We start from the raw sequence: 23,457 nt of genomic DNA, 5'->3' as shown, positions 1-23,457 counted from the left end.
CGTCCTCGCCGGGCTCGGGCTCAAATGCCGTTGGAAACGCGGCGGCCTGACACCGGTTTATTGTTGCCCAGGCTCACGAGCCAGTGGACAGCGCTCATCGTGAATATTTGTCAAAAAGTCTCAATCTCAAATTAAAGCGGTTGACCGTGACTGCTTTGAATGGTTAATTCGTCGGGTGTGTTCTGGAAAATCAGCAGAGGTGAAATGGAACAACAGAATCAGAAAAGTGCCATGGACGAGGAAGAGTGCCAAGTTTGCCGTATCACCTATTCAATCTACTCAAACTTCCCGCCAATGCCGTCTGCAATGGCGCTGAACGCCGAAACCGGCGAATGGTTTCCGTTCGATAGGTTGAAGTCGTATTCAAACGGTTACGACATGGCCGAAGCCCTCGGTTACGCATGGGCGTGCCATTGTCGCGGACGCTCACGGAATCGTTTCGATCAGCGGTTCACGCTAACCGATTCTGGAGGTAATGCACTCCCTAATACGTATTACACCGCCGAACTTCCATCGGGCGCACTTGTTCACGGCATTACCGATTTGCAGGGACGCACCAAGCGCTATCAGACACATGGTGCGCGATCCATTCACGTCTTTATTGGTCATAGGGAGGCGTAATGCCTGATGCACTGGGAGCAGCACTAACAGATACAAACCCGAATTCACTTGTAATTCTCCAGTCGGACAGGATCGGCAAGCCGTGGAATGTTTCCCAAGCTGGAGTTCAGTTCACTGCGCAGTGGGAGGCCTTACGGTCGCATTTGTACGATAAGGATGGAGGTGGCGGCGGCGGAAATGCCACGATCGGATACGGACATCTGGTCCATATCGGACCAATATCCGGTGCACCTTCCGAAGCGCTTTACGGAAATGGAATTACCGAACCGCAGGCGCTGAAACTGCTTCATCATGATCTACGCGAAGCCGAGCGAATTGTAAATAGCAGAATTTTTGTTCCGTTGTTTCAGTACGAGTACGATGCGGTTGTTGATTTCATCTTCAATCATAGAAGTGGAAATAACGAGTTTTTCGCGCTCGTTAATACCGGTCATTACGATCAAGTGCCGTCGAAATTTCTGCAATACACAGCGGCGCATGGCAAACACCCACTGGGGTTGGTCAGGCGCCGTCGTGCTGAGGGCCGACTGTTTGCTACGGGGAATTATGATGCGACTCACTAAGATAGCGGTTGCAGTGATCCTCTCATGCGGCACGTCGGCCGCCTTTGCAGACGCGACTTGCGAGGCATCCGCGAAAACACGCGATGACTATCTGGCGTGTACAAATGCAGACACGAAGGGCATGCTGAGTGACGCTGAAAAACTCTATCGAAATCTCCACGCCAACGCTAAGGGCGAAGCGCTCGCGGAACTCGCGAAAAATCACAAGCTGTGGGAAGAAAAATTGCAATCCGATTGCAAGTTATTTGGGATGGCATTCAACGACTGGAAAGGCGGTTATATGCCTGATACAGACTTCCAGGTGGCGGCCTGCAGGCAGGATGCAGCAAAACAGAGGCTCGAATTTTATGAATGGTTGTCTTGTCCGGACGATATGGAATCGTCGGAGCATCCGGAATGCTTAACGGTTAAAACGATTCTTGGACGCAAGAAATAAATCGAAATTGAGTTGAGTCCGATCTGTAACGAGAGGGAACTGCGCGTGGATGTGCGACAAGCTGTTGAACTGCGTACGCACGCTCGTTGAGGACCTGCCGCTTGCAGAAGGGAAAACCCGTTCATTTCCGGTGAAGGATCATCCGAATTTGATCGTCGTGGCTTCGCGTGCAGGGGATGGGCGATGAGTGATCCGATCAATAAGGATCTGCGATTGCTTTTCCAGTGCTGCCCACGGAAGCACGATTTTCTGGACGCTTAACCCCGACTATCTGAAAGCGACAGGCGCCAAAGCATACCGATGAGAATCACTACGATACTGGTGGCGGCTATGGCCGCCCTATCTGGCAGCGCACATGCGGCTCAGTCTTACGACAGCTACGAAGCCTTGTACGTTGCCCAAGCGGGGGCAGTGTTTGGCGACCCGATCAAACAAAACGGTGACCCGACCGATCAAAACGCCGGCGTGGTCTATTCCTACCCAGGCGAGCCAGGCACCTTTATGAAGCTGCAAGCCAAACTGGAACGGAAAACGCTAAACATTGAGCTCTGGAAGGATCGCCTGGCAGTCGACGGCAAATCCTATCGCTTTGCGCACGCTACGACATTCCCCGGAGAGCATGTGTCGGAAATCTTTCCGCAATCAGCCAACGTATTCATTGCAGCGCGAACCGATCCGCATCCGCCCTTACTCTGCGTGGAAGGGCACGGCAACGGTTCGGGCGAAGCCGGAAGTCGATACCGGCAGATCTCGCTGCTGGTCAACCCTCTAGCGCGCAAGCCGACGTTTCTTCATCTGCCGGGTTTACTTTCGTCATGTCGGGCCGTCGTGGCGACGAAGGAAGGGAAGCTTGCCTTTCCGAATAACAGTTACGTATTCGACGATGCACAGGCATCCCGCGTTGGCCTGTTAGTGTCGTACTACACGTTTAAGAATCAGCGATTTGTCCCGGTCCCGGCTTTAAAGCAACTCCGGCTCAAATTTACGCATCCAGAGATACCGTTTCAATTTTCCATTCAGGACGAGCACCAGGTATCGACGTTGCTATTCAACGAGATCAAATGATGATGAAGCACCCGAACGCGCGGGATTGATCCAATGTCAACGTTCTATCAGCGCCCTTTAGGCTTAAAACTCGCCGACCACTTCATCGCAGGCAACTCAACGAGCCGATAAAACACATAGGCGGCCGGCACCGCGACCAGCATATAGCCGAACGACGGCCAGATTGACATCTGCAGCGACGAACGAAACAGCCACGCCGACAGCAGTACGAAGATCGGCAGATGGATCAGATACAGCGAGAAGCTGAAGTCGCCGACGCGCGACAGCAGGCGCGACAGCGCGTGCGACCCTGCGCGAAGCAGCGCGAGCACGCCGCTCGCTTCGCGTTGCGGGTTTTTGCGCGCATCGAGTGTCTTGTACAGATAGCACGCGAAGCCGAGCGCCCATATCTGGAACGCGCCGTACTGGCCGAAGTGAAACGCGACGCAGCCTGCCGCGATCAAGGCCGCCGCGAGCACGTACAGCGATGCCGGCGCACGCGCCGCTCGCACGCTGCGCGCTTTGGCGTCGGCGATCCACGCACCGAGCATCCAGGAGAACCAGTACGACGTGAAGAACTGCAGATCGTGGCGCTCCAACCCGTACGCGGACGCAACGTTGATCGCGCCGACGAGCGCGAGCACGGCGTTCATGCCGATGCGTCTGCGCAGCGCGAACAGCAGCGGATAGATCGCATAGAACTGCACTTCGAGCGACAGCGTCCACAGCGCGCCGTTCGAGCCATACGTTTTACCCGCCATACCCTGCAGCGAAAACAGGTTGACCAGAAACGGATGCCAGCCGATGTCGCGAATCTTGTGACTGACGGGCGGCAATTGCAGGCTCAACGAATCGAGCGCGAAGGTCAGTACGAGCGCCGCGAGCAGCACTGGGTAGATGCGCGCGAAGCGCCGCAGCCAGAAGTTGCCTGCATCGAGCCGGTAAGCGGGATTGCTCGCGAGCCGCAGCGCGCCGCCGCGATGGATGCAGTAGCCGCTGATGACGAAGAACATCGGCACACCGGCCGAGCCCCATGCGATCGGAAACGTCAGATACGCGGCGAGACTACTGGGACTCAACGAATGTCCGACGCTCTGATGAAACGCCTGCATGCCGATCCACACGATCTGGCGGCAATGAAAGTAGGCGACCAGCAGCGCGGCGAAGCCTCGCATCGCGTCGATCGCGTGCTCCTTGCTTGCGCTATCGACACGCGCGTCGCTGCGCGCATGCGCCGTGGCCGGGTTTTTCTCCGGGCGCGGCAGCGGGGAGAGGGGCAGGGATGAGCCGGCGGCATCCAGTGCTGGGTCGCTCATAGGCGGTCCTTATCTGAAGCGGAAAAGAGAAAAAATTGACGCGGAACAGGCCTTCGAGCGGGCGTCTTGCGCACCCGCGACGCATCCATCCTAGAGCACCGCAATCCTGAAAAATGATTAAAAAATTCCATTTCGCATTGAATCCGACATCTATTTTGTGACGAATTGTAATTGCGCGTCGACGTATGGGGTATCGAATTATTTATCGCTTTTGTCGTGCTAATTTAAAGCAAGGATTTTCTGACCCCGAGGTGAAGTCATGAACCTGCATTTACTGGCCGGCGTGGCCGTCCTGCTGATCCTGGTGGCCGCCTCCGCCTACCGCGATGCCTTGCGCAACGAGCCGATCCGTAGCTACCGGATGAACCCAGGCAAGCTGCCACCGGTCGACGAACAGGAATGACGTGCTGCCGAAGCCGGTCATCGGGTCGCCAGGCGACCCGTGCCAGGGGTCGTCCGAAAGGTAAGACTTTCGGATTTGCTCGATCACCAACTGGCAATAGATACGTAATAATTTCCTCAATTTTTCACAATATCGCATTGCGATTAATGCGCGAATTATCCGAATTGAATCGGAGAAAAGCCGCCTCCGTGAACCTCGCAGTTTTTCTGCTAGTCTTGCGCCGGCATTGATTGGCCGCAAGGTCCGCGAACACACCAATTTCTAACCGATGTGGGAATGCCTACCATGCTGAAAGTCACCAAAGCCGTGTTTCCCGTAGCGGGCCTCGGGACACGATTCCTGCCGGCTACCAAAGCAAGTCCGAAGGAAATGCTGCCGATCGTCGACAAGCCGCTGATCCAGTACGCGGTCGAAGAAGCGATCGACGCCGGCATCACCGAGATGATCTTCGTGACGGGCCGCAGCAAGCGCGCGATCGAAGATCACTTCGATAAATCCTATGAGATCGAGTCCGAACTCGAAGCGCGCAACAAGCAGAAGCTGCTCGACCTCGTGCGCAGCATCAAGCCGGCCAACGTCGACTGCTTTTACGTGCGCCAGGCCGAAGCACTCGGTCTCGGCCATGCGGTGCTGTGCGCCGAAAAACTGGTGGGCGACAGCCCGTTCGCGGTGATTCTCGCCGACGACCTGCTGCATAGCGCGAAGCCCGTGATGAGCCAGCTCGTCGATACTTTCAACCACTATCACAGCTCGGTGATCGGCGTCGAAACGATCGCGCGCGAGGACAGCCGCTCGTACGGCGTCGTCGACGGCCGCGAGTGGGAAGACAACGTGATCAAGCTGTCGGGCATCGTCGAGAAGCCAGCGCCGGACGAGGCGCCGTCGAATCTCGGCGTGGTGGGCCGCTACGTGCTGATGCCGACGATCTTCAAGCATATCCGCGCGCTGAAGCCGGGCGCGGGCGGCGAGCTGCAACTGACCGACGCGGTGCAGTCGTTGCTGACCGAGGAGCAGGTGCTAGCGTATCGCTACTTCGGCACGCGCTTCGATTGCGGCAGCAAGCTCGGCTATCTGAAGGCGACCGTCGAATTCGCACTGCGCCATCCCGAGGTGAAGGTTGAATTCGAGGCATATCTGCAAGCCTATATGAAGAACGAAGCGTCAGGTGGCGAGGCGGCGCAATTGACGGCAGAAGCCGCGTGAAGTGACACGACCTGGAAGGAAAAACGGGCGCCGCATTGCACGGCGCCCGTCGTCGTTTCGGCCGGACGGCCTCAACCCTGCTTCTTCACCTCGAGCCGGAACTTGTGCAGCAACGGCTCGGTATATCCGCTCGGCTGCTGGCGCCCCTCGAAGACGAGCGCCTGCGCGGCCTTGAACGCGATCGTGTCGAAGCCCGGCGCCATCGGCTGGTAGAGCGGATCACCGGCGTTTTGCGCGTCCACCACCTTGGCCATGCGCTTGAACGTCTCCTCGACGAGCTCGCGCTTGATCACACCGTGATACAGCCAGTTGGCGATGTGCTGGCTCGAAATACGCAGCGTCGCGCGGTCTTCCATCAGGCCGACGTTGTGAATGTCCGGCACTTTCGAGCAGCCGACGCCCTGGTCGATCCAGCGCACCACATAGCCGAGAATGCCCTGCGCGTTGTTGTCGACCTCGGCGCGGATTTCGTCGTCGCTCCATTGCGCCTTTTCGACGACCGGAATCGTCAGCAGGCCGTCGAGCAGTTCGTCGCGCACCGTCGCATAGTCGGTGCGTTCGAGTTCCTGCTGGACCGCCTGCACGTCGACCTGGTGATAGTGCAGCGCGTGCAGCGTCGCCGCGGTCGGCGAGGGCACCCACGCGGTGTTCGCGCCGGCCTTCGGATGGCCGATCTTCTGCTCCAGCATTGCGTGCATCAGGTCGGGCATCGCCCACATGCCTTTGCCGATCTGCGAGCGGCCGCGCAAGCCGGCGCTCAAACCGACCAGCACGTTGCTGCGCTCGTACGACGTGATCCACTTGCTCGACTTCATGTCGCCCTTGCGCATCATCGGGCCCGCTTCCATCGCCGAGTGCATCTCGTCGCCGGTGCGATCGAGGAAGCCCGTGTTGATGAACGCGACGCGCGCCGACGCTTCGGCGATACAGGCGAGCAGATTCACGCTGGTGCGGCGCTCCTCGTCCATGATGCCCATCTTGATCGTGTTGCGCGGCAGCTTCAGCAGGTCTTCGACGCGCGCGAACAGTTCGCTCGCGAACGCGACTTCGGCCGGTCCGTGCATCTTCGGCTTCACGATATAGATCGAGCCGGCGCGCGAGTTCAGCTTGTTGTGGCGGTCGCGCAGCGCGCACAGCGTGGTGATCACCGCATCGAGAATGCCTTCCGGAATCTCGTGGCCGTCTTTCGTCAATATGGCCGGGTTCGTCATCAGATGGCCGACGTTGCGGATGAACAGCAGCGAGCGGCCATGCAGCTTGACCTGCGACTTGCCGTCGGCGCCGATGTATTCGCGATCGGCATTGAGCCGGCGCGTGAAGGTCTTGCCGTTCTTCGTGACCTGTTCGGTCAGGTCGCCGTTCATGAGGCCGAGCCAGTTGCGATAGAGCTGCACCTTGTCGTCGGCGTCGACGGCTGCGACCGAGTCTTCGCAATCGATGATCGTCGTGACGGCCGCTTCGACGACGACGTCCTTGACATGGGCCGCATCGGTCTTGCCGATCGAATCGTTCGCATCGATCTGGATCTCGACGTGCAGGCCGTTGTGCTTGAGCAGCACCGCCGACGGCGTGTTCGCGTCGCCCTGATAGCCGACGAACTGCGCAGGTGTCTCCAGCGCCGTGGTGCCGCTCTTCAGCGCGACGACCAGCCGGCCGTTCTCGACGCTATAGCACGTTGCGTCCGCGTGCGAGCCGTTCGCGAGCGGCGCAGCCTGATCGAGGAACTTGCGCGCGTACGCGATCACGGCTGCGCCGCGCACCGGGTTGAAGCCCTTCTGCTTTTCCGCGCCGTCCGTTTCGGGGATCGCGTCGGTGCCGTACAGCGCGTCGTACAGGCTACCCCAGCGCGCGTTTGCGGCGTTCAGCGCGTAGCGCTGGTTCGACAGCGGCACGACGAGCTGCGGGCCGGCCTGTCCGGAGATCTCGCTGTCCACGTGGTCGGTCGTGGCCTGGACGCTGGTCGGCACGGGCACGATGTAGCCGATGCCTTCGAGAAACGCACGATACGCGCGCAGATCCCGCACCGGGCCGGGATTGGCCCGATGCCAGTTGTCGAGTTCGCTTTGCAGGCGGTCGCGCTCGGCGAGCAACGCCCGATTTTTGGGCGCCAGCTCGTGCACGAGGGCGTCGAATCCCGACCAGAAGGCGGCGCTGTCGATTCCGGTGCCGGGCAGGGCTTCGGATTCAACGAACTGGTCGAGGTTGGCGGCGACCTGCAGTCCGCCGCGCGGATTCATCTGAGTCATCGACTGCTCCATCTGTTATGGGACCGACGAGGGGGCATCGGTCCGCGTTGTGTCTCGGGATTGCTTTGGCGCTCGGCGCTTTACACGCCGAGCGCCTGAATGCCGGCTTTCGCGATCTGCGCATCCTGCTCCGACTTGACGCCCGACACGCCGACCGCGCCGACCACGTGGCCGTCGACGATCACCGGCACCCCGCCTTCGAGCGTGCCCTGCAGCGGTGCGCTGAGGAACGCGGTGCGGCCGTTGTTGATCATGTCTTCATAGACCTTGGTTTCGCGCCGGCCGAGCGCCGCGGTGCGCGCTTTTTCGGTCGCGATATACGAGGTGGAGGGCGCCGCGCCGTCGAGACGCAGCACCGCGAGCGGATGGCCGCCGTCGTCCGCGACGACGATCGCGACAGGCCATTTGTTTTTCTCGGCTTCCGCACGGGCGGCATCGACAATGCGGGTCGTCTCGGCGACGGTCAACATGGGTTTGGTCAACATAATGAATTTCCTGTCTCGGTGATGGGAAGGTGGCTTCTACAGCTTCTTTCGGTAACCGGCGATGCGGCGCTTCAGGAGATCCTCGGGGCTCCGTTGCAAGCTTCTCGCGGCTCTCCGGCGCGCGGCTGATCCGACGATTTTACTTCCGCGCGACGCAGCGCGAAACGGCGGCCTCGCCAGGCGGCTCTGCCCGTGCGCTCGACAGTGCCGCCGCAACGCCACGCGCCGGGCGGTCCACAAGCGCGGCCTGGTTCAGAAATAACGAGGTAGACCAGCAGATGAGCTGGTTTTCGAAGCCTTCATTGCGGCCAGACAATGGTCGCGCCGCGAGCCGTAGCGGGGGCGACGGCTTCGGTTCATCGTTGGATGACAGCGGCCAAACGAACGAGGCCCGGTTCACGCTTTCACGAGTGATCCAGACCCGCGCATGGGCGACGCGAACACCGCTTAGCCGCCCACGAACCAGTCGAAACCAGTGGAAGGCAGCCGAAACTGGCTGATACGCCCGAAGAAACGTTCGATCTGCGTTCGACCTGTTCAGGTCGGTTTCCCGCACTCGCCGACAATGAGGCCAACCGGGGCAGCAGCATTGACTATGATCGCGCTGTCAGTCCGGACCACACGATGACGGCTCGGCGGTGCGACCCAGTCGGCGATCGGGGGGCGTTGATGAATGGCGATCGCGGAGAAATCCTTGCACCCAGTTTTCGGGGCGACGTCCGAGGTCGGGTGCGCGATGGCAAGGTGGGCGAAGCCCAAACATATTCCAGCGCATAGTGCAGGCAGCGTACGCATGGTGTGTCCTCCTTGTGCGAGAGAACCAGTAGAGTGCCAGTCAACTGTCTGTCAGCTTCGATCAGTGGGACATTGCAGCGATCAACCTTGCTCCGCGTCGGCAGTGGCGGATCGATCGTTGGCTCGTTGAAGGCACGACAGGCCTGGTACGCTTTCAATCTATGCAGTGGCGATTAAAGCAGGCTTAAAGGCTTTCCCCGTGTCGGCACGATGATGATCGCCCGTTCTCTCCACCATGCGGGGACGCCTTGTGGCAGGTGCCTGACCGTTCGCCCGACGCAACCCCCGACCCGCGCGAGTGGGTGATCGTCTATCGCACCGAGCGCGGGTTCTGCTGCATGTACCGGGGCGAGCCGGTCGAATTCGACGAGATGCTGGACGTGCAGATATGGTCGGAGGAAGAGGACGTGCGGCTCTGGTACTTCGGGCTTTGAACTGGTCCGCGCGTCGTGCGCTGCGCAATTGCAGGCCTTCGTCTGAATGAATTGGTGTCGAACTGCCCCGATTGACGTTTTATCGAAGAATACAGGATTCACTTGAATTTATGTCACGACATGCCTATCCTGGCGGCGAGTGGTGCGGAACACGGTACGGCGATATTGCTGGTTGTTGCATAGGGTCCGAGAGAACGTCCACTCGTCTTCAGGCGACAGAAGGCGATCCCCTCCGCCCAGCTTAACGGCTGGGCTTTTTTTTTAAATTGACCCATACGTGATGGTGAATCCGTTCGCCACTTTCTTTCGATTCCTTGACAGAAGAACGCTACAACATGCTCGGCGGCTGTCGTTCCGCTATGGGATTTTCTGGCTGGGCGCGGTGGCCACGGGTCTCGTCGCAGTTCTTTACGCGCACCTTATTGACGCAGGTCATGACATATTTCGTCGCATTACCGCCGTCCGCTGGCGGCTGCCTTTCCTGCTCACGCCGGCTATCGGCACGGCCAGCGTATGGATCACGAGGCGGTTCATTCCCGGCGCGAAAGGCAGCGGCATTCCTCAGGTCATCGCCACGCTGCATGATCGCGGCGGACTTGCGCCGCGGCTTTTGAGCATCAGGATCCTGATCGGCAAGATCGTGGTGTCTTTTCTGTCGATCGTCGGCGGCTTCACCATCGGCCGCGAAGGCCCGACCATCCACGTCGGCGCAGCGCTGATGTTTAATCTGCGGCACTTCTATCCAGCGCGCTTTTGGGCAATCCGCGGGTTCGATCTCGAACGCAGGCTCGCCCTCGCCGGTGCCGCCGCAGGCCTGTCGGCGGCGTTCATTTGCGGTAGCGTGAATGCAACGGTGGGCGATCGGATTGCTGAGGACTTGATGCCGCCGGATTCATCGGGTCCCTGGGCCGGGATCAGGTTGTCGAGCGGCTCGTGCGCGGCGGCCGTTGCGTGTCCCATGGCGCGATGGTATGCGGACCGCGCCGAGCCACCCTCGGGCTCTTCTTCGGCGAACCTGTCGAGCGAGGCGAACGGCGAAAGCCTGACGGCCGCCGAGGAGCACTTTAAGTCGCGCACTTCTTTCGGCGCAGGCAGTTTCGCGCTCAGCGCCTTGGGTTTCGCGGCTTCGCGCATCAATTGGTGATCTCGATCTCGGTAGGTGATAGGCGACCGGCGCGACATCGCGCGCTCGACCGGCCGCCACGGATCGATGTAGCGGTAGCGAGGCGGGCTGGTATTGCGTGACCGTAGCAGGAACTTCCCGCGTCCTCGACCGTATGCCGCGGCTATGCCTCCTCGCCTTTTTCATCCTGTCCGATAGCGATGCTCGTCGACGATGCAAACATGTAACGCGGCACATCCAGATTCTGGGGCGCGGGTTTGTCTTTGAACACTCGACCGGCCAAGTCGTAAGTCGAGCCGTGACAAGGGCACAGAAAGCCCCCGGGCCAATCGTCGGGCAGACTGGGTTGCGGCCCGGGCTGGAAGCGGGGCAGCGGGGTGCAGCCGAGATGGGTGCACACGCCGATCACAACGAGTATGTTGCGATGATCCGGGCGCGACCGGTATTCGTTGTTGCAGTAGGCCGGCAGCGGTATCGAGAACGGATGCGCGGTATGCGGGTCGGCGACCATCGGGTTGGCCTTGAGCACGGCCGCCAGCATCTCGTTGGTTCTGTTGACGATGAAAATCGGCTTGCCGCGCCACGCCACGGTCATCATGCTGCCAGGTTCGAGTCTGCTGATGTCGGCGCTGACTGGCGCCCCGGCTGCCCTCGCACTCGCTGGCGGCGCAAACGAGTCGACAAAAGGAACGACGACCGCCACGCCTCCTATGGCGCCGACGGCCGATGTGGCGATGAGCCATCTGCGGCGGGTTTCGTCGAGAGGCTCGCTGGAACCGTTTTTCATGGCAAGCTCCGAGTCGGTTCGGTTGCCCATCGCGACTTTTCACGAGTACCGGTTACCGAATGCACCGCCGCGGTCGTCGCGAGCCGGAAAGCCGGCGAATCGGATCGCGTGCGGGCAGAAACGCGAAACGCCGGTCTACATCGGCCACAAGAACAGTTCATGCACATGCGACGAAGGGGCGATATTCACGTCCCTGTGCTCCATCTTGCCGTTATATGTGGCGCTCACGCTATATCGGCCGTGAGGCAGCGACGCCAACAGGAAAGGACCCTTTGCGGTGGTCTGCAATATCGTATCGCCGTGCATGTCGGATAGCGTCACCGGGATATTCGCAAGGTATTCGTTGCCGCTAGCCGCCTTGCCCGCAAACTCGAGCGTGAGTGGATACCTTGGCATGACCTCCTTGATAGCGGTGGATTGGCCAAGGCCGATCCCGCCGCTCAGGAACGTAACCTCACCCTCGTGCTGTACCGCGGGTAAAGGCTGAGTTGCCGCGAACGCGTATTGGACGCTTGCGCCCAGTGCGAGTGCCGTCAAGCCAACTTTGACGATTGTGTGCCGGTTCATTTCGAACTCCTCGTAAAGTGTGGCGATGAGGTACGCGCCGCCACTGCGCTGCCAGGGTCTATTTACATATATAAACAGACCCTAGCCCATGTCGATGGTGACGAACATGCGCTGTCCGTCGCGTTGGACCAATAGCGCGACCGCGTTACCGCTGTTCGCCGCTTTCCGCCGGAACTGGGCGGGACTTGATACATGAGTGCTGTCGACCATCAGGATGATGTCTCCCGGTTCGATGCCGGCGAGCGCGCCGGCCCTTGTGCTTTTTTCGACCAGGACACCACCTTCGACACCTGCGTCGTGTCGCTCCTGTGCGGTCAAACCACGCACGGTCAACCCATCGGGAGCTGTGACCTGCGCAATGGCCGGGGTCTCGGCAGGAGTGGCATTCAGACTGCCAAGCGCGACTGTCGTATCGTGCGTGGCGTTATCGCGCCAGTACACGAGATGGACGGATGTGCCCGGTTTGAGATCGGCTACTGTGACGGGCAACTGGGTCGAATCTGGAATATCAACGCCATTGATCTTCATGATGACGTCGCCTGGTCTGAGACCGGACCTGGCAGCCGGTCCTCGCGGGTCGACCGAGCTGACGAGCGCCCCTTGCGGCCTGTTCAGACCGAAAGATTGCGCAAGCGGCCAGCTGACATCCTGAATCGTGATGCCGAGGCGTCCGTGTTCCGCCTCGTGGTGCAGTTGCAACTGTCGGGCAACTTTCATCGCTTCATTGATCGGCAGCACGAACGCGGCTCCTTCAACGTCGCCGATCTCTTTCGTGATAGGCATTTCGATCCCAATGACGTTGCCGTTCAGACTGAACACCGGGCTGCCTGCATCGCCCGCATTTTCGGTCACGTCAGTCTGGATAAGCGGTACATACGACTCGCCTGGCAAAGGTCGCGACATGTTGCTGATGATGCCTGCCGTCACCGTGTCGTTCAGTCCATAAGGGGAGCCGATCGAGACGACCCACTGACCGGCCTTGTTCGCGGACGGTGAGCCAATTTTGACTGTCGGCAGTTTGGTGGCGGGAATCTTGAGCAGCGCGATACCGCTCGCTGGGTCGTCGCCGACCACCGTGGCCTTAAACCTGCGACCGTCCTTTAGCGTCACGCTGATTCGGGTTGCTTTGGTTATCAGGCTGGAGTCGGTGAGAATGTAACCATCGGCGGCGATGATGAATCCAGAGCCGCTGCGTTGCGAAGCCAGGCCTGTCGCGCCAGGAGGGGCGTAGGCGAACTGCTGGAACTGCCGGGTAAAAGGATCGTCTTCGCTGCCGGCCGGCGGCCAGAGGGGAGTGAAGGTGGCGACGGGTTGAGCCGCTGTCACGCTGATATTGACGACTGCTTTGCCTTCTTCGCTGACGAGGCGCGAGAAGTCCGTCACTATTGCGGGCGCCGTGTCGTGGCCTGGAAGCCTGGCAGCCGGCACATCCGCTCCAGAGCTTACGTTGTTCGGAGGGGATTGCGCCATGCAGCCCGCGGACACCGCCGCGGTCAGACATTCCACGATCAGGAAGTACTTGAGGTTGTCGCGTTGCATCACATGCCCCCGACACGAGCAGCTGAGTCGGTTGAGTCGGAGTAACGCGTCTGTCCGATGCGTCCTCCATGCTGCTGTGATTCGACTCTAGGTCGCCACTTTTAAAACAAGCTTAAAGAAGCCCGATGAGAGGGTCCGGCTCGCACGTCCACGTCAACGCTGATTTCGGTACTATACGGATCTACTTTCAGTCCCCGATCTTCGCCGGGACTGCGCTCCCGACGCGCGTGCAACCATGCCTACCATCAACGAACTATTCGTCTATCCGATCAAATCCTGCGCGGGCATCGCGCTCACCGAGGCGCGGCTGTTGGCGACGGGCCTCGAATACGACCGCAACTGGATGATCGTCGATCCCGAAGGCGCGATGTTCACGCAGCGCGCGTATCCGCGCATGGCGCTGATCAAGGTCGAACTCGGCGCAGAGGAGCTGATCGTCAGCGCGCCGGGCATGCGTGAGCTGCGCACGCCGCTCGATGCCGCGCGGCTCGCCGCGGCACCCAGGGTCGCTACCGCGGTGTGGCGCGACGCGGCCTACGGGCTCGACACCGGCGAAGAAACGGCGGCCTGGTTCACGGAGTTCCTCGGTCTGCCCGCGCGCTTGCTGCGCTTCGATCCCGAGCGGGAACGCGTCGTCGATCCGGACTATACGGACAGCACGGGGGGCGCCACGACCTTTTTTGCCGATGGCTTTCCGCTGCTGGTGGTCGGCCAGGCCTCGCTCGACGATCTGAACGCGCGCCTGAACGGCAAAGGCGCACCGTCGATCAGAATCGATCGCTTCAGGCCCAATATCGTGCTCAGCGGCCTCGATGCCTATGAAGAGGACTATGTCGAGACACTCGCCGTCGGCGCGAATGCGGACTCGAGCGCGCGCGTCGAGTTACGGCTCGTCAAGCTGTGCTCGCGCTGTCCGATGCCGACCATCGATCAGGCGCGCGGCGCGCCCGATCCCGACTGGCCGAACGAGCCGACCGACACGATGCTCGGTTACCGAGTCAGCGAACGCTTCGACGGCGCGGTCACGTTCGGCAACAACGCGCTGGTCGCGAGCGGGGCGGGGGCCTGGCTGCGCGTCGGGCAGCAGATCGACGCGGAGCTGGGGTTCGGCGATTGATGGGATGAAAGGCGGGCGAGGCCCGCTTCGAGCGCCGATCAGGCTGCCCGCGCCATGGCCGACGCGGCTAGTGTTTGCCCATCTCGATTGCCGCGAGCTTCGCGTTCCCAGCAAGGCGCTTCGGCGCTCTCGCCAACCGCATTGCCCACCAGAATCACCGCCGGACTGCCGAAGCCCGCGCCGAGTGCATCGGCGGCGAGCCGATCGAGCCGCGTCAACAGGCGCCGCTCGCCGCCGCCGCCGGCCCACTGCACGACCGCGGCCGGCGTTTCGGCCGGCAGGTGCGCGAGCAACGCGGCGGCGATGCCGTCGATGCGCCGCATGCCCATATAGATCGCGAGCGTCGTGCGCGTCGCGGCGAGCGCGGCCCAGTCCGGCTCGCCGTGATCTTCGGTGTGCGCGGTGACGAAGCTCACGCCGTGGCAATGCCGCCGATGCGTGAGCGACATGCCGAGACCCGCGGCGGCCGCGAAGCCCGACGAGATGCCGTTGACGATCTCGACCGCGAGGCCCGCATCGCGCAGCACCGCGAGTTCCTCGCCCGCGCGACCGAACAGCAGCGCTTCGCCGCCTTTGACGCGCACCACGTGCAGACCCTTCAGCGCATAACGCCGCATCAGCCGCTCGATGAACGCCTGCGGCGTCGAGCGGCAGCCGCCGCGTTTGCCGACGCGAATCACGCGCGCCTGCGGCGCGAGCGTCACGATGTCGGGATTCGCGAGGTCGTCGAGCAGCACGACGTCGGCGGCCGCGAGCGCCTTGACGGCCTTCAGCGTCAGCAAGTCGAGGTCGCCCGGGCCCGCACTCAGCAGCGTGACCTTGCCGGTGTGGGTGTTCATGTTGGTGTCCTTATGCCGTTGGTTTCCGTTGGCCCGAAACGAAAACGGCGCCCGCCCGTGAAGATCACGAGGGGACGCCGTTGTCCATTGCATTGCCTGTCGACGGTTGAGTCTGCGCGTCGCGACGACGTTGCCGCGATGACGTTGCGCAAGAGCAATGCAAGGACCACGCCATCGATCCGATCAAGGCGCGCAAGCCGTTGCCACACATTGCGATTCACGCGGAAAACATGACGGCGATCGCACGCCCGTGCGCCTTCGTTTCGCACGTCGACAGTGCTGCGTCGCACCATCCCTGTGCTTGGCCGCCTCAAAACGCGTCGCGCGCGGGATCCGGTCCGAAGCCGCGCGAGTTGCCGCAAATCCCGGCCACACCGCGCTTTCGGGCGCATTCATCGAAATTGGCACAGCCCTTGCAATAAGCGTTGCCATCGGACCAACGTGGGTTCGTCGCGCTTGCAGCACAACTGCACGCGCCCCGCAGCACCCAACAGGACAACGGCGTCCCCCGAATTCGGCCCCTCGGCTGGATTCGCGGGACGCCGTTTTTATTTCCGCAATCGCTTTCGCCAGACACCAGAGGACAGCGCGCTCATGAAAATCATCGTTATCGGTCACGGGATGGTCGGCCACAAACTGGTCGAATGCCTGGCGCAACGGGCCGCGCACGATCTCGACATCACGGTGCTGGGCGAAGAATCGCGACCGGCCTACGATCGCGTGCATCTGTCCGAGTTCTTCTCGGGCAAGACCGCCGATGACCTGTCGCTCGTCGAGCCGGGCTTCTTCGAGCGCCACGGCGTGCAAATGAAGCTGAACGCGCGGGCGGTCGCGGTCGATCGCGACGCGCGCACGGTGACGGTCGCGACCGGCGAAACGCTGCCGTACGACCGCCTCGTGTTCGCGACCGGCTCCTATCCGTTCGTGCCGCCGGTGCCGGGCCGCGAGCGCGGCGACTGCTTCGTCTATCGAACGATCGACGATCTCGAAGCGATGCGCGAATGCGGCGCGCGCTCGAAAACGGGCACGGTCGTGGGCGGGGGCCTGCTCGGTCTCGAATGCGCGAAGGCGCTGCGCGACATGGGTCTGCAAACGCACGTGGTCGAATTCGCATCCCGCCTGATGGCGGTGCAGGTCGACGACGGCGGCGGCCGCGTATTGCGCGGCCGGATCGAAGAGCTTGGCGTCACGGTGCACACGCAGAAGAACACGACGGCGATCGTCGACGGCGAAGCGGGCACGCACCGCATGCAGTTCGCCGACGGCAGCCATCTCGACACCGACATGATCGTGTTCTCCGCCGGCATCCGTCCGCGCGACGATCTCGCGCGCGCATGCGGCCTCGAACTCGGCGCGCGCGGCGGCATCGCCATCGACGACGCGTGCCGCACCAGCGATCCGCACATCTATGCGGTCGGCGAATGCGCGCTGTGGCACGGCCAGCTGTTCGGGCTCGTCGCGCCCGGCTACGAGATGGCGCGCGTGGTCGCGAAGCAGTTGCTCGGCGACCCGGCCGAATTCGCCGGCGCCGACATGAGCACGAAGCTCAAGCTGATGGGCGTCGACGTCGCCAGCATCGGCGACGCGCACGGCAATACGCCGGGCAGCCGCACCTACCAGTTCAGCGACGAACGCAAGCAGATCTACAAGAAGCTCGTCGTGTCCGATTGCGGCAAGCATCTGCTCGGCGGCGTGATGGTCGGCGACGCGAGCGAATACGGCACGCTGCTGCAGATGATGCTGAACCGCATCGAGCTGCCAGCGTCCCCCGAATTCCTGATCCTGCCGCAAGCGGACGGCAGCGCGAAGCCGGCGCTCGGCGTCGAGGCGTTGCCCGCGGCCGCACAGATCTGCTCGTGCAACAACGTGTCGAAGGGCGAGCTGTGCGCAGCCGTGTGCGCGGGCGCGACCGACATCGGCGCGTTGAAGAGCGCGACCGGCGCGGGCACCTCGTGCAGCGGCTGCGTGCCGCTCGTCACGCAGGTGATGAAGGCCGAGATGAAGAAGCAGGGCCTCGCGGTGAACAACCACGTCTGCGAGCACTTCCCGTATTCGCGCCAGGAGCTGTATCACCTCGTGCGCGTCGAGGGAGTGCGCCGTTTCGGCGCGCTGCTCGCGAAGCATGGCCGCGGGCTCGGTTGCGACATCTGCAAACCGGCGGTCGCGAGCATTCTCGCGTCGTGCTGGAACGAATTCGTGCTGAAGAAGGAGCACGCGTCGCTGCAGGACACCAACGACTACTACCTCGCGAACATCCAGCGCGACGGCACCTATTCGGTCGTGCCGCGCATGCCGGGCGGCGAAGTGACGCCCGACGGCCTGATCGCGGTCGCGCAGGTCGCGAAGAAATATGGCCTCTACACGAAGATCACCGGTGGCCAGCGCGTCGATCTGTTCGGCGCGCGCGTCGAGCAATTGCCGTCGATCTGGGAAGAGCTGATCGCGGCCGGCTTCGAATCGGGTCACGCGTACGGCAAATCGCTGCGTACGGTGAAGTCGTGCGTCGGCTCGACGTGGTGCCGCTATGGCGTCGGCGATTCGGTCGGTCTCGCGGTCGAACTCGAGAATCGCTACAAGGGCCTGCGCACGCCGCACAAGATCAAGTTCGGCGTGTCGGGCTGTACCCGCGAATGCGCGGAAGCGCAGGGCAAGGACGTCGGCGTGATCGCGACCGAGAAGGGCTGGAATCTGTACGTGTGCGGCAACGGCGGCATGAAGCCGCGTCACGCGGAACTGCTCGCCGCGGACCTCGATAAGGCGACGCTCGTGCGCTATATCGACCGCTTCCTGATGTTCTACGTGCGCACCGCCGACCGACTGCAACGCACCAGCGTGTGGCGCGACAACCTCGAAGGCGGGCTCGACTATCTGATCGACGTGATCGTCGACGATCGCCTTGGCGTCGCCACCGAGCTCGAAGTGGAAATGCAGCAGGTGGTCGACACGTACGAGTGCGAATGGAAAAAGGCCGTCACCGATCCCGAAACGCGCAAGCGCTTCCGCCATTTCGTCAACAGCGTCGAGTCCGACAGCAACGTCGCGTTCGTCGAGGAGCGCGGACAGATCCGGCCGGCAACGCCCGCTGAGCGGCAGGTGCAGCGCATCGGGATTCCCGTTGTCGTCGAGACGGTTTGACCGCATCCGATTCCCGCTTAACTCAAAAGGAGCCCAGTCATGAAGAACGAACGCTTGCCCCGCGCCTGGACCGCGGTCTGCGCGCTCGACGACATCGTGCCGAACACCGGCGTTTGCGCGCTCGTCAATGGCGAACAGGTGGCCGTGTTTCACGTCGATGGCGGCCAGGTCGAGTCGCCGGCCGAGCCCACGGTCTACGCGATCGAAAACTTCGATCCGGGTTCGCAAGCGGCGGTGCTGTCGCGCGGACTCGTCGGCAGCCTCGGCGAGCGCATCGTGGTCGCGTCGCCGATCTACAAGCATCACTTCGATCTGCGCACCGGCGAATGCCTCGAAACGCCGTCGTATTCGGTCAGCGCATTTGCCACGCGCATCGAAAACGGCCAGGTGTGGGTCGCGGTTTGAGGTAGCGGCCTTTGTCCATCGTTCTGATGTTTCAACCCGATCATTCGCGCATGTCTGCTACCAGCGTAAAGAGCGTGTGTCCGTATTGCGGCGTCGGCTGCGGCATGGTGCTGCACGTCGAGGACGGCCAGGTCGTGAAGATCGCTGGCGACAAGGAGCATCCGGCCAACCTGGGCCGGCTCTGCACCAAAGGGCAGTCGGCCCACGTCGCGCTGCGCAAGTCGGGTCGTCTCGAAGGCGCGTTCGTGCGTCGTGCGCGCGACGAAGACCCGGTGCCGCTGCCGATGGCGCAGGCGTTGAGCGATACCGCCGCGCGTCTGCGGCGCGTGCTCGACGAGCATGGCCCCGATGCGCTGTCGTTTTACGTGTCGGGGCAGATGTCGCTCGAAGCGCAGTATCTGGTCAACAAGCTCGCGAAGGGCTTTATCGGCACGAACAATATCGAAGCGAATTCGCGCCTGTGCATGTCGAGCGCGGCGAGCGGCTACAAGCTGTCGCTCGGCGCGGACGGTCCGCCCGGCTCGTACGAAGACTTCGATCACGCGGATCTGTTTTTCGTCAGCGGCGCGAATATGGCCGACTGCCACCCGATCCTGTTCCTGCGCTTGATGGATCGCGTGAAGGCTGGCGCGAAGCTGATCGTCGTCGATCCGCGCCGCAACACGACCGCCGTGAAAGCCGATCTGTTCCTGCAGATCAAACCCGGCACCGACCTCGCGCTGCTGAACGGTCTGCTGCATCTGCTGCACGAAAACGGCGCAACGGACGCGGCTTTTATCGCCGAACACACCGAAGGCTGGGACGCGATGCCCGCGTTTCTGGCCGGGTACACGCCGGAGAACGTCGCCCGCATCACGGGCCTCGCCGCCGACGACATCCGTCGCGCCGCGCAGATGATCGGGTCGGCCAAAGACTGGATGAGTTGCTGGACGATGGGCCTGAACCAGAGCACGCACGGCACGTGGCACACCAACGCGCTGTGCAATCTGCATCTGGCGACGGGCCGCATCTGCCGGCGCGGCAGTGGACCGTTCTCGCTGACGGGCCAACCGAACGCGATGGGCGGCCGCGAAATGGGCTATATGGGCCCTGCTCTGCCGGGGCAGCGTTCGGCGCTGGTCGCCGCAGATCGCGCGTTCGTCGAAGCACTGTGGGGCATCGCACCGGGCACGCTCAAAGCGGACGCGGGCAACGGCACGATCGACATGTTCGCGCGCATGGCCGTGGGCGACATCAAGGCGTGCTGGATCATCTGCACGAATCCGGTCGCGACCGTCGCGAACCGGCAGACCGCGATCGCCGGTTTGCGCGCGGCCGAACTCGTGATCGCTCAGGACGCGTTCCTCGATACCGAAACGAACCGCTACGCCGACGTGCTGCTGCCGGGCGCATTGTGGGCCGAAGCCGAAGGCGTGATGGTCAACTCGGAGCGCAATCTGACGCTGATGCAGCAGGCCATCGAACCGCCCGGCGCGGCGCTGCCCGACTGGCAGATCATCGCGCGCATCGCGTGTGAAATGGGCTTTGCCGATGCGTTCAGCTATGCGAGCGCCGACCAAGTGTTCGCCGAACTCACGCGCGCGGCGAATCCGGCGACCGGCTACGACCTGCGCGGCGCGAGCCATCGCCGCTTGAAGGACTCGCCACTGCAGTGGCCGATCGCGTCGGCCGATTCGTCCGAGCGCAATCCGCTTCGCTATCTGAATGACGGCGTGAGCCAGACGCTCGGGGAGTCTGAAGATGGCGGCCACCCGCGCATTGCTTTTCCGACCGCGAGCGGCAGGGCGAAGTTTTTCGCGCGTGCGTATCAGCCCGCGGCCGAGTTGCCCGATCGCGAGTTTCCGATCGTGTTGAACACGGGCCGTCTGCAGCATCAGTGGCACACGATGACCAAGACCGGCAAGGTCGCGATGCTGAACAAGCTGAACCCGGGACCCTTCGTCGAAATTCATCCGGACGACGCGGCCGAACTCGGGATTCGCGCGAAGGACGCGGTCGAGATCCGTTCGCGGCGCGGCCGCGCGGTCCTGCCCGCCGTCGTCACCGACCGTGTGAGCGCGGGTCAGTGCTTCGCGCCGATGCACTGGAACGACGTGTTCGGCGACGAACTGTGCATCAATGCGGTGACCAACGACGCGGTCGATCCGGTTTCTCTGCAGCCCGAACTGAAAGTCTGTGCGGTCGCGCTGAGTCCGGTGACGGCGGATCGCGACGCGAGCGCTTGCAATGACGAGGATGCGCTCTCTACGCCCGCCGACGCAGCGGTTTTAGCGCCCAGCGCCAAGGATCAACCCATGCCTCGTATCGAAGCCCTCACCACTTTGCTGCAACTGCCGCCCGAGCCCGCGCCCATGCCGTCGCTCAGCGATGCGGAGCGCGCGTATCTGGCGGGTTTCGTCAGTGGCCTGCGTTCGGCCGAAGCGCAAGGTCTCGCCAACGTGCCGGTGCTGCCGCACAGCGCACCGTTCGATGCGGTGAAGCGGCTCTATGTCGATGGTCTGCTTGCGGGACTGTATAGCCGCAGCGCGACGACAGCCCAGACGTCGACCGCTGCCTTGCGGCCGAATCTCGCACAGGAAGAGCCACGCGAATCGGGCGTGCGCATCGTGCGCGCGCGGCCGAAGGTCACGCTGTTGTGGGCCTCGCAAACCGGCAACACCGAATCGCTGACCGAGCGTTACGCGACGCGTCTGATGGAATCGGGCTTCGAAATCCGCACCGCGTGCATGGCCGACTATTCGTTCGCGACGCTCGCGAAGGCGCAATACGTGCTGCTGATGACGAGCACGTTCGGCGACGGCGATGCGCCCGACAACGCGCAGGACTTCTGGACGCAACTGAACGCCGCCACGGCGCCGCGCCTCGACGGCGTGCGTTTCGCGGTGCTCGCGCTCGGCGATCGCAACTACGATCAGTTCTGCGGTCACGGCCGCCGTCTGGACGAGCGGCTCGCCGCGCAGGGTGCGCTGCGTCTGACCGAGCGCGTCGATTGCGATATTGAATATCCGCAAAGCGCCGATGCATGGCTCGAACGCGTGATCGTCTGCATCAAGCAGGCGGATGCCGCGCTGTACGCGGTGCCGCCGGGCGGCATGATCAACGCGGTGGTGGGCGCGGTGCCGACCAAGGCGCGGCCGGCCGCGTCGCGCGTCGTCGGCAATCTGCGCCTGAACCGGCAGGGCGCCGCGAAGGATACGCGCTACGTGTCGCTGCAAACGGGCGAGACGAACCTCGAATACGAAGCGGGCGATGCGCTTGGCGTGTGGCCGAGCAACTGCCCCGAACTCGTCGACGAACTGATCACGCTGAGCGGTTTGCACGCGGAGGCATCGGTGCACGTCGCGGGTATCGGCGACATGCGGCTCGCCGATGCGCTCGGCAAGCACTACGAGATCGCGCGGCCGAGCGCCGAAGCGCTGGCGTTCGTCGCCGCGCGCAGCGGCAACGGCGCGCTGGGCGATCTGCTCGCGCCCGAACGCAAGGCGGATCTGAAGCAATGGCTATGGGGACAGCAGCTCGCCGACGTATTGCACGAGTTTCCGGTGAGCCTCTCGGCCGCCGAGCTGACCGGCATGCTGAAACGCCTGCAGCCGCGTCTGTATTCGATCGCATCGAGCCCGAAGGCGCATCCGGGCGAAGTGCATCTGACGGTATCGGCGGTGCGTTACAGCAACGGACGGCGGCACCGCAAGGGCGTGTCGTCGACGTTTCTCGCGGATCGCGCAAGCGACACCGATGTGCCCGTGTTCGTGCAGAAGTCCGCGCATTTTCGTCCTCCTCATCAATCGGACACGCCGATGATCATGGTCGGGCCGGGCACCGGCATCGCACCGTTTCGCGGCTTTCTGCACGAACGGCAGGCACGCGGCGAGCGTGGACGCAACTGGCTGTTCTTCGGCGAACAGCATGCCGCGACCGACTTCTACTATCGCGACGAACTCGAAGCGATGCGCGCGAGCGGTCTGCTGACCCGGCTCGACGTCGCGTTCTCGCGTGACCAGGCCGACAAGATCTATGTGCAGGACCGCATGCGCGAACACGGTGCGCAACTGTGGGCATGGCTCGAAGACGGTGCGCATTTCTATGTATGCGGCGACGCGAACCGGATGGCGCGCGATGTCGATGCGGCGCTGAAGGACGTCATCACGACTCACGGTGGCATGAGCGAAGAGAAAGCACTCGAATACGTGAGCCGTCTGACGCGCGAAAAGCGTTATGCACGCGACGTGTATTGAGCCGCCGATGCGTTTCAGAAGATGCCTTTAAAAAGGCCTCGCAACAGACAGCACGATGGTATGACGCTCGCATGTCGAGTCCGAGTGAAAACTCTGGGCGATATGCCGGCGCAAAACAGAAGTAACGCAGCAACTGGACTACTACCCGGAATTTTATTTACCGA

The 23,457-nt window shown here is 62.4% G+C and carries 18 protein-coding genes and 1 pseudogene; 12 read left to right on the top strand and 7 right to left on the bottom strand.

Annotated features, from left to right (window positions below; all coding sequences use genetic code 11):
* Positions 1-204 precede the first annotated feature (204 nt).
* The 4 genes from HDG32_RS34300 (at position 205) to HDG32_RS34285 (ending at position 2,685) form a co-directional block, all read left to right on the top strand.
* Positions 205-621, top strand: coding sequence for a hypothetical protein (locus HDG32_RS34300; protein ID WP_184074087.1), 417 nt, complete (start codon positions 205-207; stop codon positions 619-621).
* Positions 621-1,184: a lysozyme gene (locus HDG32_RS34295; protein ID WP_184074085.1), complete on the top strand. Its 564-nt coding sequence runs from the start codon at positions 621-623 to the stop codon at positions 1,182-1,184. Before HDG32_RS34300 ends, HDG32_RS34295 begins: the two co-directional genes overlap by 1 nt.
* Positions 1,171-1,620, top strand: a complete 450-nt coding sequence (locus HDG32_RS34290; protein ID WP_184074083.1) for a hypothetical protein — start codon at positions 1,171-1,173, stop codon at positions 1,618-1,620. The genes HDG32_RS34295 and HDG32_RS34290 overlap by 14 nt, the downstream gene beginning before the upstream one ends.
* A gap of 330 nt (positions 1,621-1,950) precedes the next feature.
* A complete protein-coding gene (locus tag HDG32_RS34285; protein WP_260336699.1) occupies positions 1,951-2,685 on the top strand; it encodes a hypothetical protein in 735 nt (244 codons plus the stop codon).
* A 47-nt stretch (positions 2,686-2,732) separates the two neighbouring features.
* Here the strand turns inward: HDG32_RS34285 and HDG32_RS34280 are convergent, their stop codons facing one another.
* Positions 2,733-3,980, bottom strand: a complete 1,248-nt coding sequence (locus tag HDG32_RS34280) for an acyltransferase (protein WP_184074080.1) — start codon at positions 3,978-3,980, stop codon at positions 2,733-2,735.
* 259 nt (positions 3,981-4,239) lie between these two features.
* On the opposite strand from HDG32_RS34280, the gene HDG32_RS34275 reads away from it, so the two are divergent.
* Positions 4,240-4,383 carry a hypothetical protein gene (locus tag HDG32_RS34275; RefSeq protein ID WP_184074077.1) on the top strand — a complete coding sequence of 48 codons (144 nt, stop codon included), beginning with the start codon at positions 4,240-4,242 and terminating at the stop codon, positions 4,381-4,383.
* Between the two features lie 285 nt (positions 4,384-4,668).
* Positions 4,669-5,586 (top strand): UTP--glucose-1-phosphate uridylyltransferase GalU, encoded by a 918-nt coding sequence (gene galU, locus HDG32_RS34270; protein ID WP_184074075.1) that lies wholly within the window; start codon positions 4,669-4,671, stop codon positions 5,584-5,586.
* A 71-nt stretch (positions 5,587-5,657) separates the two neighbouring features.
* Here the strand turns inward: galU and HDG32_RS34265 are convergent, their stop codons facing one another.
* Together HDG32_RS34265 and HDG32_RS34260 are read right to left on the bottom strand one after the other, a co-directional pair.
* Positions 5,658-7,832 (bottom strand): malate synthase G, encoded by a 2,175-nt coding sequence (locus tag HDG32_RS34265; protein ID WP_184074073.1) that lies wholly within the window; start codon positions 7,830-7,832, stop codon positions 5,658-5,660.
* Between the two features lie 80 nt (positions 7,833-7,912).
* Entirely contained in the window at positions 7,913-8,317 is a 405-nt protein-coding gene (locus HDG32_RS34260) for a heme-binding protein (RefSeq protein ID WP_184033654.1), read from the bottom strand.
* A gap of 1,052 nt (positions 8,318-9,369) precedes the next feature.
* Between HDG32_RS34260 and HDG32_RS34255 the strand changes: the two genes are divergently transcribed.
* Positions 9,370-9,546 (top strand): hypothetical protein, encoded by a 177-nt coding sequence (locus tag HDG32_RS34255; protein WP_260336698.1) that lies wholly within the window; start codon positions 9,370-9,372, stop codon positions 9,544-9,546.
* Positions 9,547-9,826: 280 nt separating this feature from the next.
* Positions 9,827-10,375, top strand: a pseudogene (locus HDG32_RS36875) (chloride channel protein); the annotation flags it as partial.
* A gap of 457 nt (positions 10,376-10,832) precedes the next feature.
* Here HDG32_RS36875 and petA read toward each other — a convergent pair.
* From petA to HDG32_RS34235, 3 genes are all read right to left on the bottom strand, one after another.
* On the bottom strand, positions 10,833-11,456 hold the full coding sequence (petA, locus tag HDG32_RS34245; RefSeq protein WP_184074067.1) for a ubiquinol-cytochrome c reductase iron-sulfur subunit: 624 nt from the start codon (positions 11,454-11,456) through the stop codon (positions 10,833-10,835).
* A 135-nt stretch (positions 11,457-11,591) separates the two neighbouring features.
* Entirely contained in the window at positions 11,592-12,023 is a 432-nt protein-coding gene (locus tag HDG32_RS34240; RefSeq protein WP_184074066.1) for a carboxypeptidase regulatory-like domain-containing protein, read from the bottom strand.
* 81 nt (positions 12,024-12,104) lie between these two features.
* Positions 12,105-13,562, bottom strand: coding sequence for a PDZ domain-containing protein (locus tag HDG32_RS34235; RefSeq protein WP_260336697.1), 1,458 nt, complete (start codon positions 13,560-13,562; stop codon positions 12,105-12,107).
* 235 nt (positions 13,563-13,797) lie between these two features.
* Here HDG32_RS34235 and HDG32_RS34230 point away from each other — a divergent pair, with 235 nt between their 5' ends.
* Complete coding sequence (locus tag HDG32_RS34230) at positions 13,798-14,679, top strand: MOSC domain-containing protein (RefSeq protein WP_184074064.1); 882 nt, start codon at positions 13,798-13,800, stop codon at positions 14,677-14,679.
* A gap of 38 nt (positions 14,680-14,717) precedes the next feature.
* Here the strand turns inward: HDG32_RS34230 and cobA are convergent, their stop codons facing one another.
* Entirely contained in the window at positions 14,718-15,518 is an 801-nt protein-coding gene (cobA, locus tag HDG32_RS34225) for a uroporphyrinogen-III C-methyltransferase (RefSeq protein WP_184074062.1), read from the bottom strand.
* A gap of 594 nt (positions 15,519-16,112) precedes the next feature.
* Here cobA and nirB point away from each other — a divergent pair.
* Genes nirB through HDG32_RS34210 form a run of 3 tightly spaced genes read left to right on the top strand, consistent with a single transcriptional unit; the run spans position 16,113 to position 23,293 of the window.
* On the top strand, positions 16,113-18,653 hold the full coding sequence (gene nirB, locus HDG32_RS34220) for a nitrite reductase large subunit NirB (protein ID WP_184074060.1): 2,541 nt from the start codon (positions 16,113-16,115) through the stop codon (positions 18,651-18,653).
* Positions 18,654-18,692: 39 nt separating this feature from the next.
* Positions 18,693-19,058, top strand: coding sequence for a nitrite reductase small subunit NirD (nirD, locus tag HDG32_RS34215; RefSeq protein WP_184074058.1), 366 nt, complete (start codon positions 18,693-18,695; stop codon positions 19,056-19,058).
* A 50-nt stretch (positions 19,059-19,108) separates the two neighbouring features.
* Entirely contained in the window at positions 19,109-23,293 is a 4,185-nt protein-coding gene (locus HDG32_RS34210; RefSeq protein ID WP_184074056.1) for a bifunctional nitrate reductase/sulfite reductase flavoprotein subunit alpha, read from the top strand.
* Positions 23,294-23,457: the final 164 nt, after the last annotated feature.

Origin of the sequence: Paraburkholderia sp. CI2 (assembly GCF_014201055.1) — a bacterium.
Classification (GTDB): domain Bacteria; phylum Pseudomonadota; class Gammaproteobacteria; order Burkholderiales; family Burkholderiaceae; genus Paraburkholderia; species Paraburkholderia tuberum.
The sequence above is the reverse complement of the archived record's forward strand: the minus strand, read 5'-3'. Positions and strand labels throughout refer to the sequence as shown.

What these genes read in the sequence shown, in the direction of transcription:
- HDG32_RS34210 (WP_184074056.1), top strand. Translation starts at nt 19,109, where the DNA reads ATGTCTGCTACCAGCGTAAAGAGCGTGTGTCCGTATTGCGGCGTCGGC.
- HDG32_RS34235 (WP_260336697.1), bottom strand. Translation starts at nt 13,562, where the DNA reads ATGCAACGCGACAACCTCAAGTACTTCCTGATCGTGGAATGTCTGACC.
- galU (WP_184074075.1), top strand. Translation starts at nt 4,669, where the DNA reads ATGCTGAAAGTCACCAAAGCCGTGTTTCCCGTAGCGGGCCTCGGGACA.
- cobA (WP_184074062.1), bottom strand. Translation starts at nt 15,518, where the DNA reads ATGAACACCCACACCGGCAAGGTCACGCTGCTGAGTGCGGGCCCGGGC.
- nirB (WP_184074060.1), top strand. Translation starts at nt 16,113, where the DNA reads ATGAAAATCATCGTTATCGGTCACGGGATGGTCGGCCACAAACTGGTC.
- nirD (WP_184074058.1), top strand. Translation starts at nt 18,693, where the DNA reads ATGAAGAACGAACGCTTGCCCCGCGCCTGGACCGCGGTCTGCGCGCTC.
- HDG32_RS34230 (WP_184074064.1), top strand. Translation starts at nt 13,798, where the DNA reads ATGCCTACCATCAACGAACTATTCGTCTATCCGATCAAATCCTGCGCG.
- HDG32_RS34300 (WP_184074087.1), top strand. Translation starts at nt 205, where the DNA reads ATGGAACAACAGAATCAGAAAAGTGCCATGGACGAGGAAGAGTGCCAA.
- HDG32_RS34265 (WP_184074073.1), bottom strand. Translation starts at nt 7,832, where the DNA reads ATGACTCAGATGAATCCGCGCGGCGGACTGCAGGTCGCCGCCAACCTC.
- HDG32_RS34285 (WP_260336699.1), top strand. Translation starts at nt 1,951, where the DNA reads ATGGCCGCCCTATCTGGCAGCGCACATGCGGCTCAGTCTTACGACAGC.
- HDG32_RS34280 (WP_184074080.1), bottom strand. Translation starts at nt 3,980, where the DNA reads ATGAGCGACCCAGCACTGGATGCCGCCGGCTCATCCCTGCCCCTCTCC.
- HDG32_RS34240 (WP_184074066.1), bottom strand. Translation starts at nt 12,023, where the DNA reads ATGAACCGGCACACAATCGTCAAAGTTGGCTTGACGGCACTCGCACTG.
- HDG32_RS34275 (WP_184074077.1), top strand. Translation starts at nt 4,240, where the DNA reads ATGAACCTGCATTTACTGGCCGGCGTGGCCGTCCTGCTGATCCTGGTG.
- HDG32_RS34290 (WP_184074083.1), top strand. Translation starts at nt 1,171, where the DNA reads ATGCGACTCACTAAGATAGCGGTTGCAGTGATCCTCTCATGCGGCACG.
- petA (WP_184074067.1), bottom strand. Translation starts at nt 11,456, where the DNA reads ATGAAAAACGGTTCCAGCGAGCCTCTCGACGAAACCCGCCGCAGATGG.
- HDG32_RS34260 (WP_184033654.1), bottom strand. Translation starts at nt 8,317, where the DNA reads ATGTTGACCAAACCCATGTTGACCGTCGCCGAGACGACCCGCATTGTC.
- HDG32_RS34295 (WP_184074085.1), top strand. Translation starts at nt 621, where the DNA reads ATGCCTGATGCACTGGGAGCAGCACTAACAGATACAAACCCGAATTCA.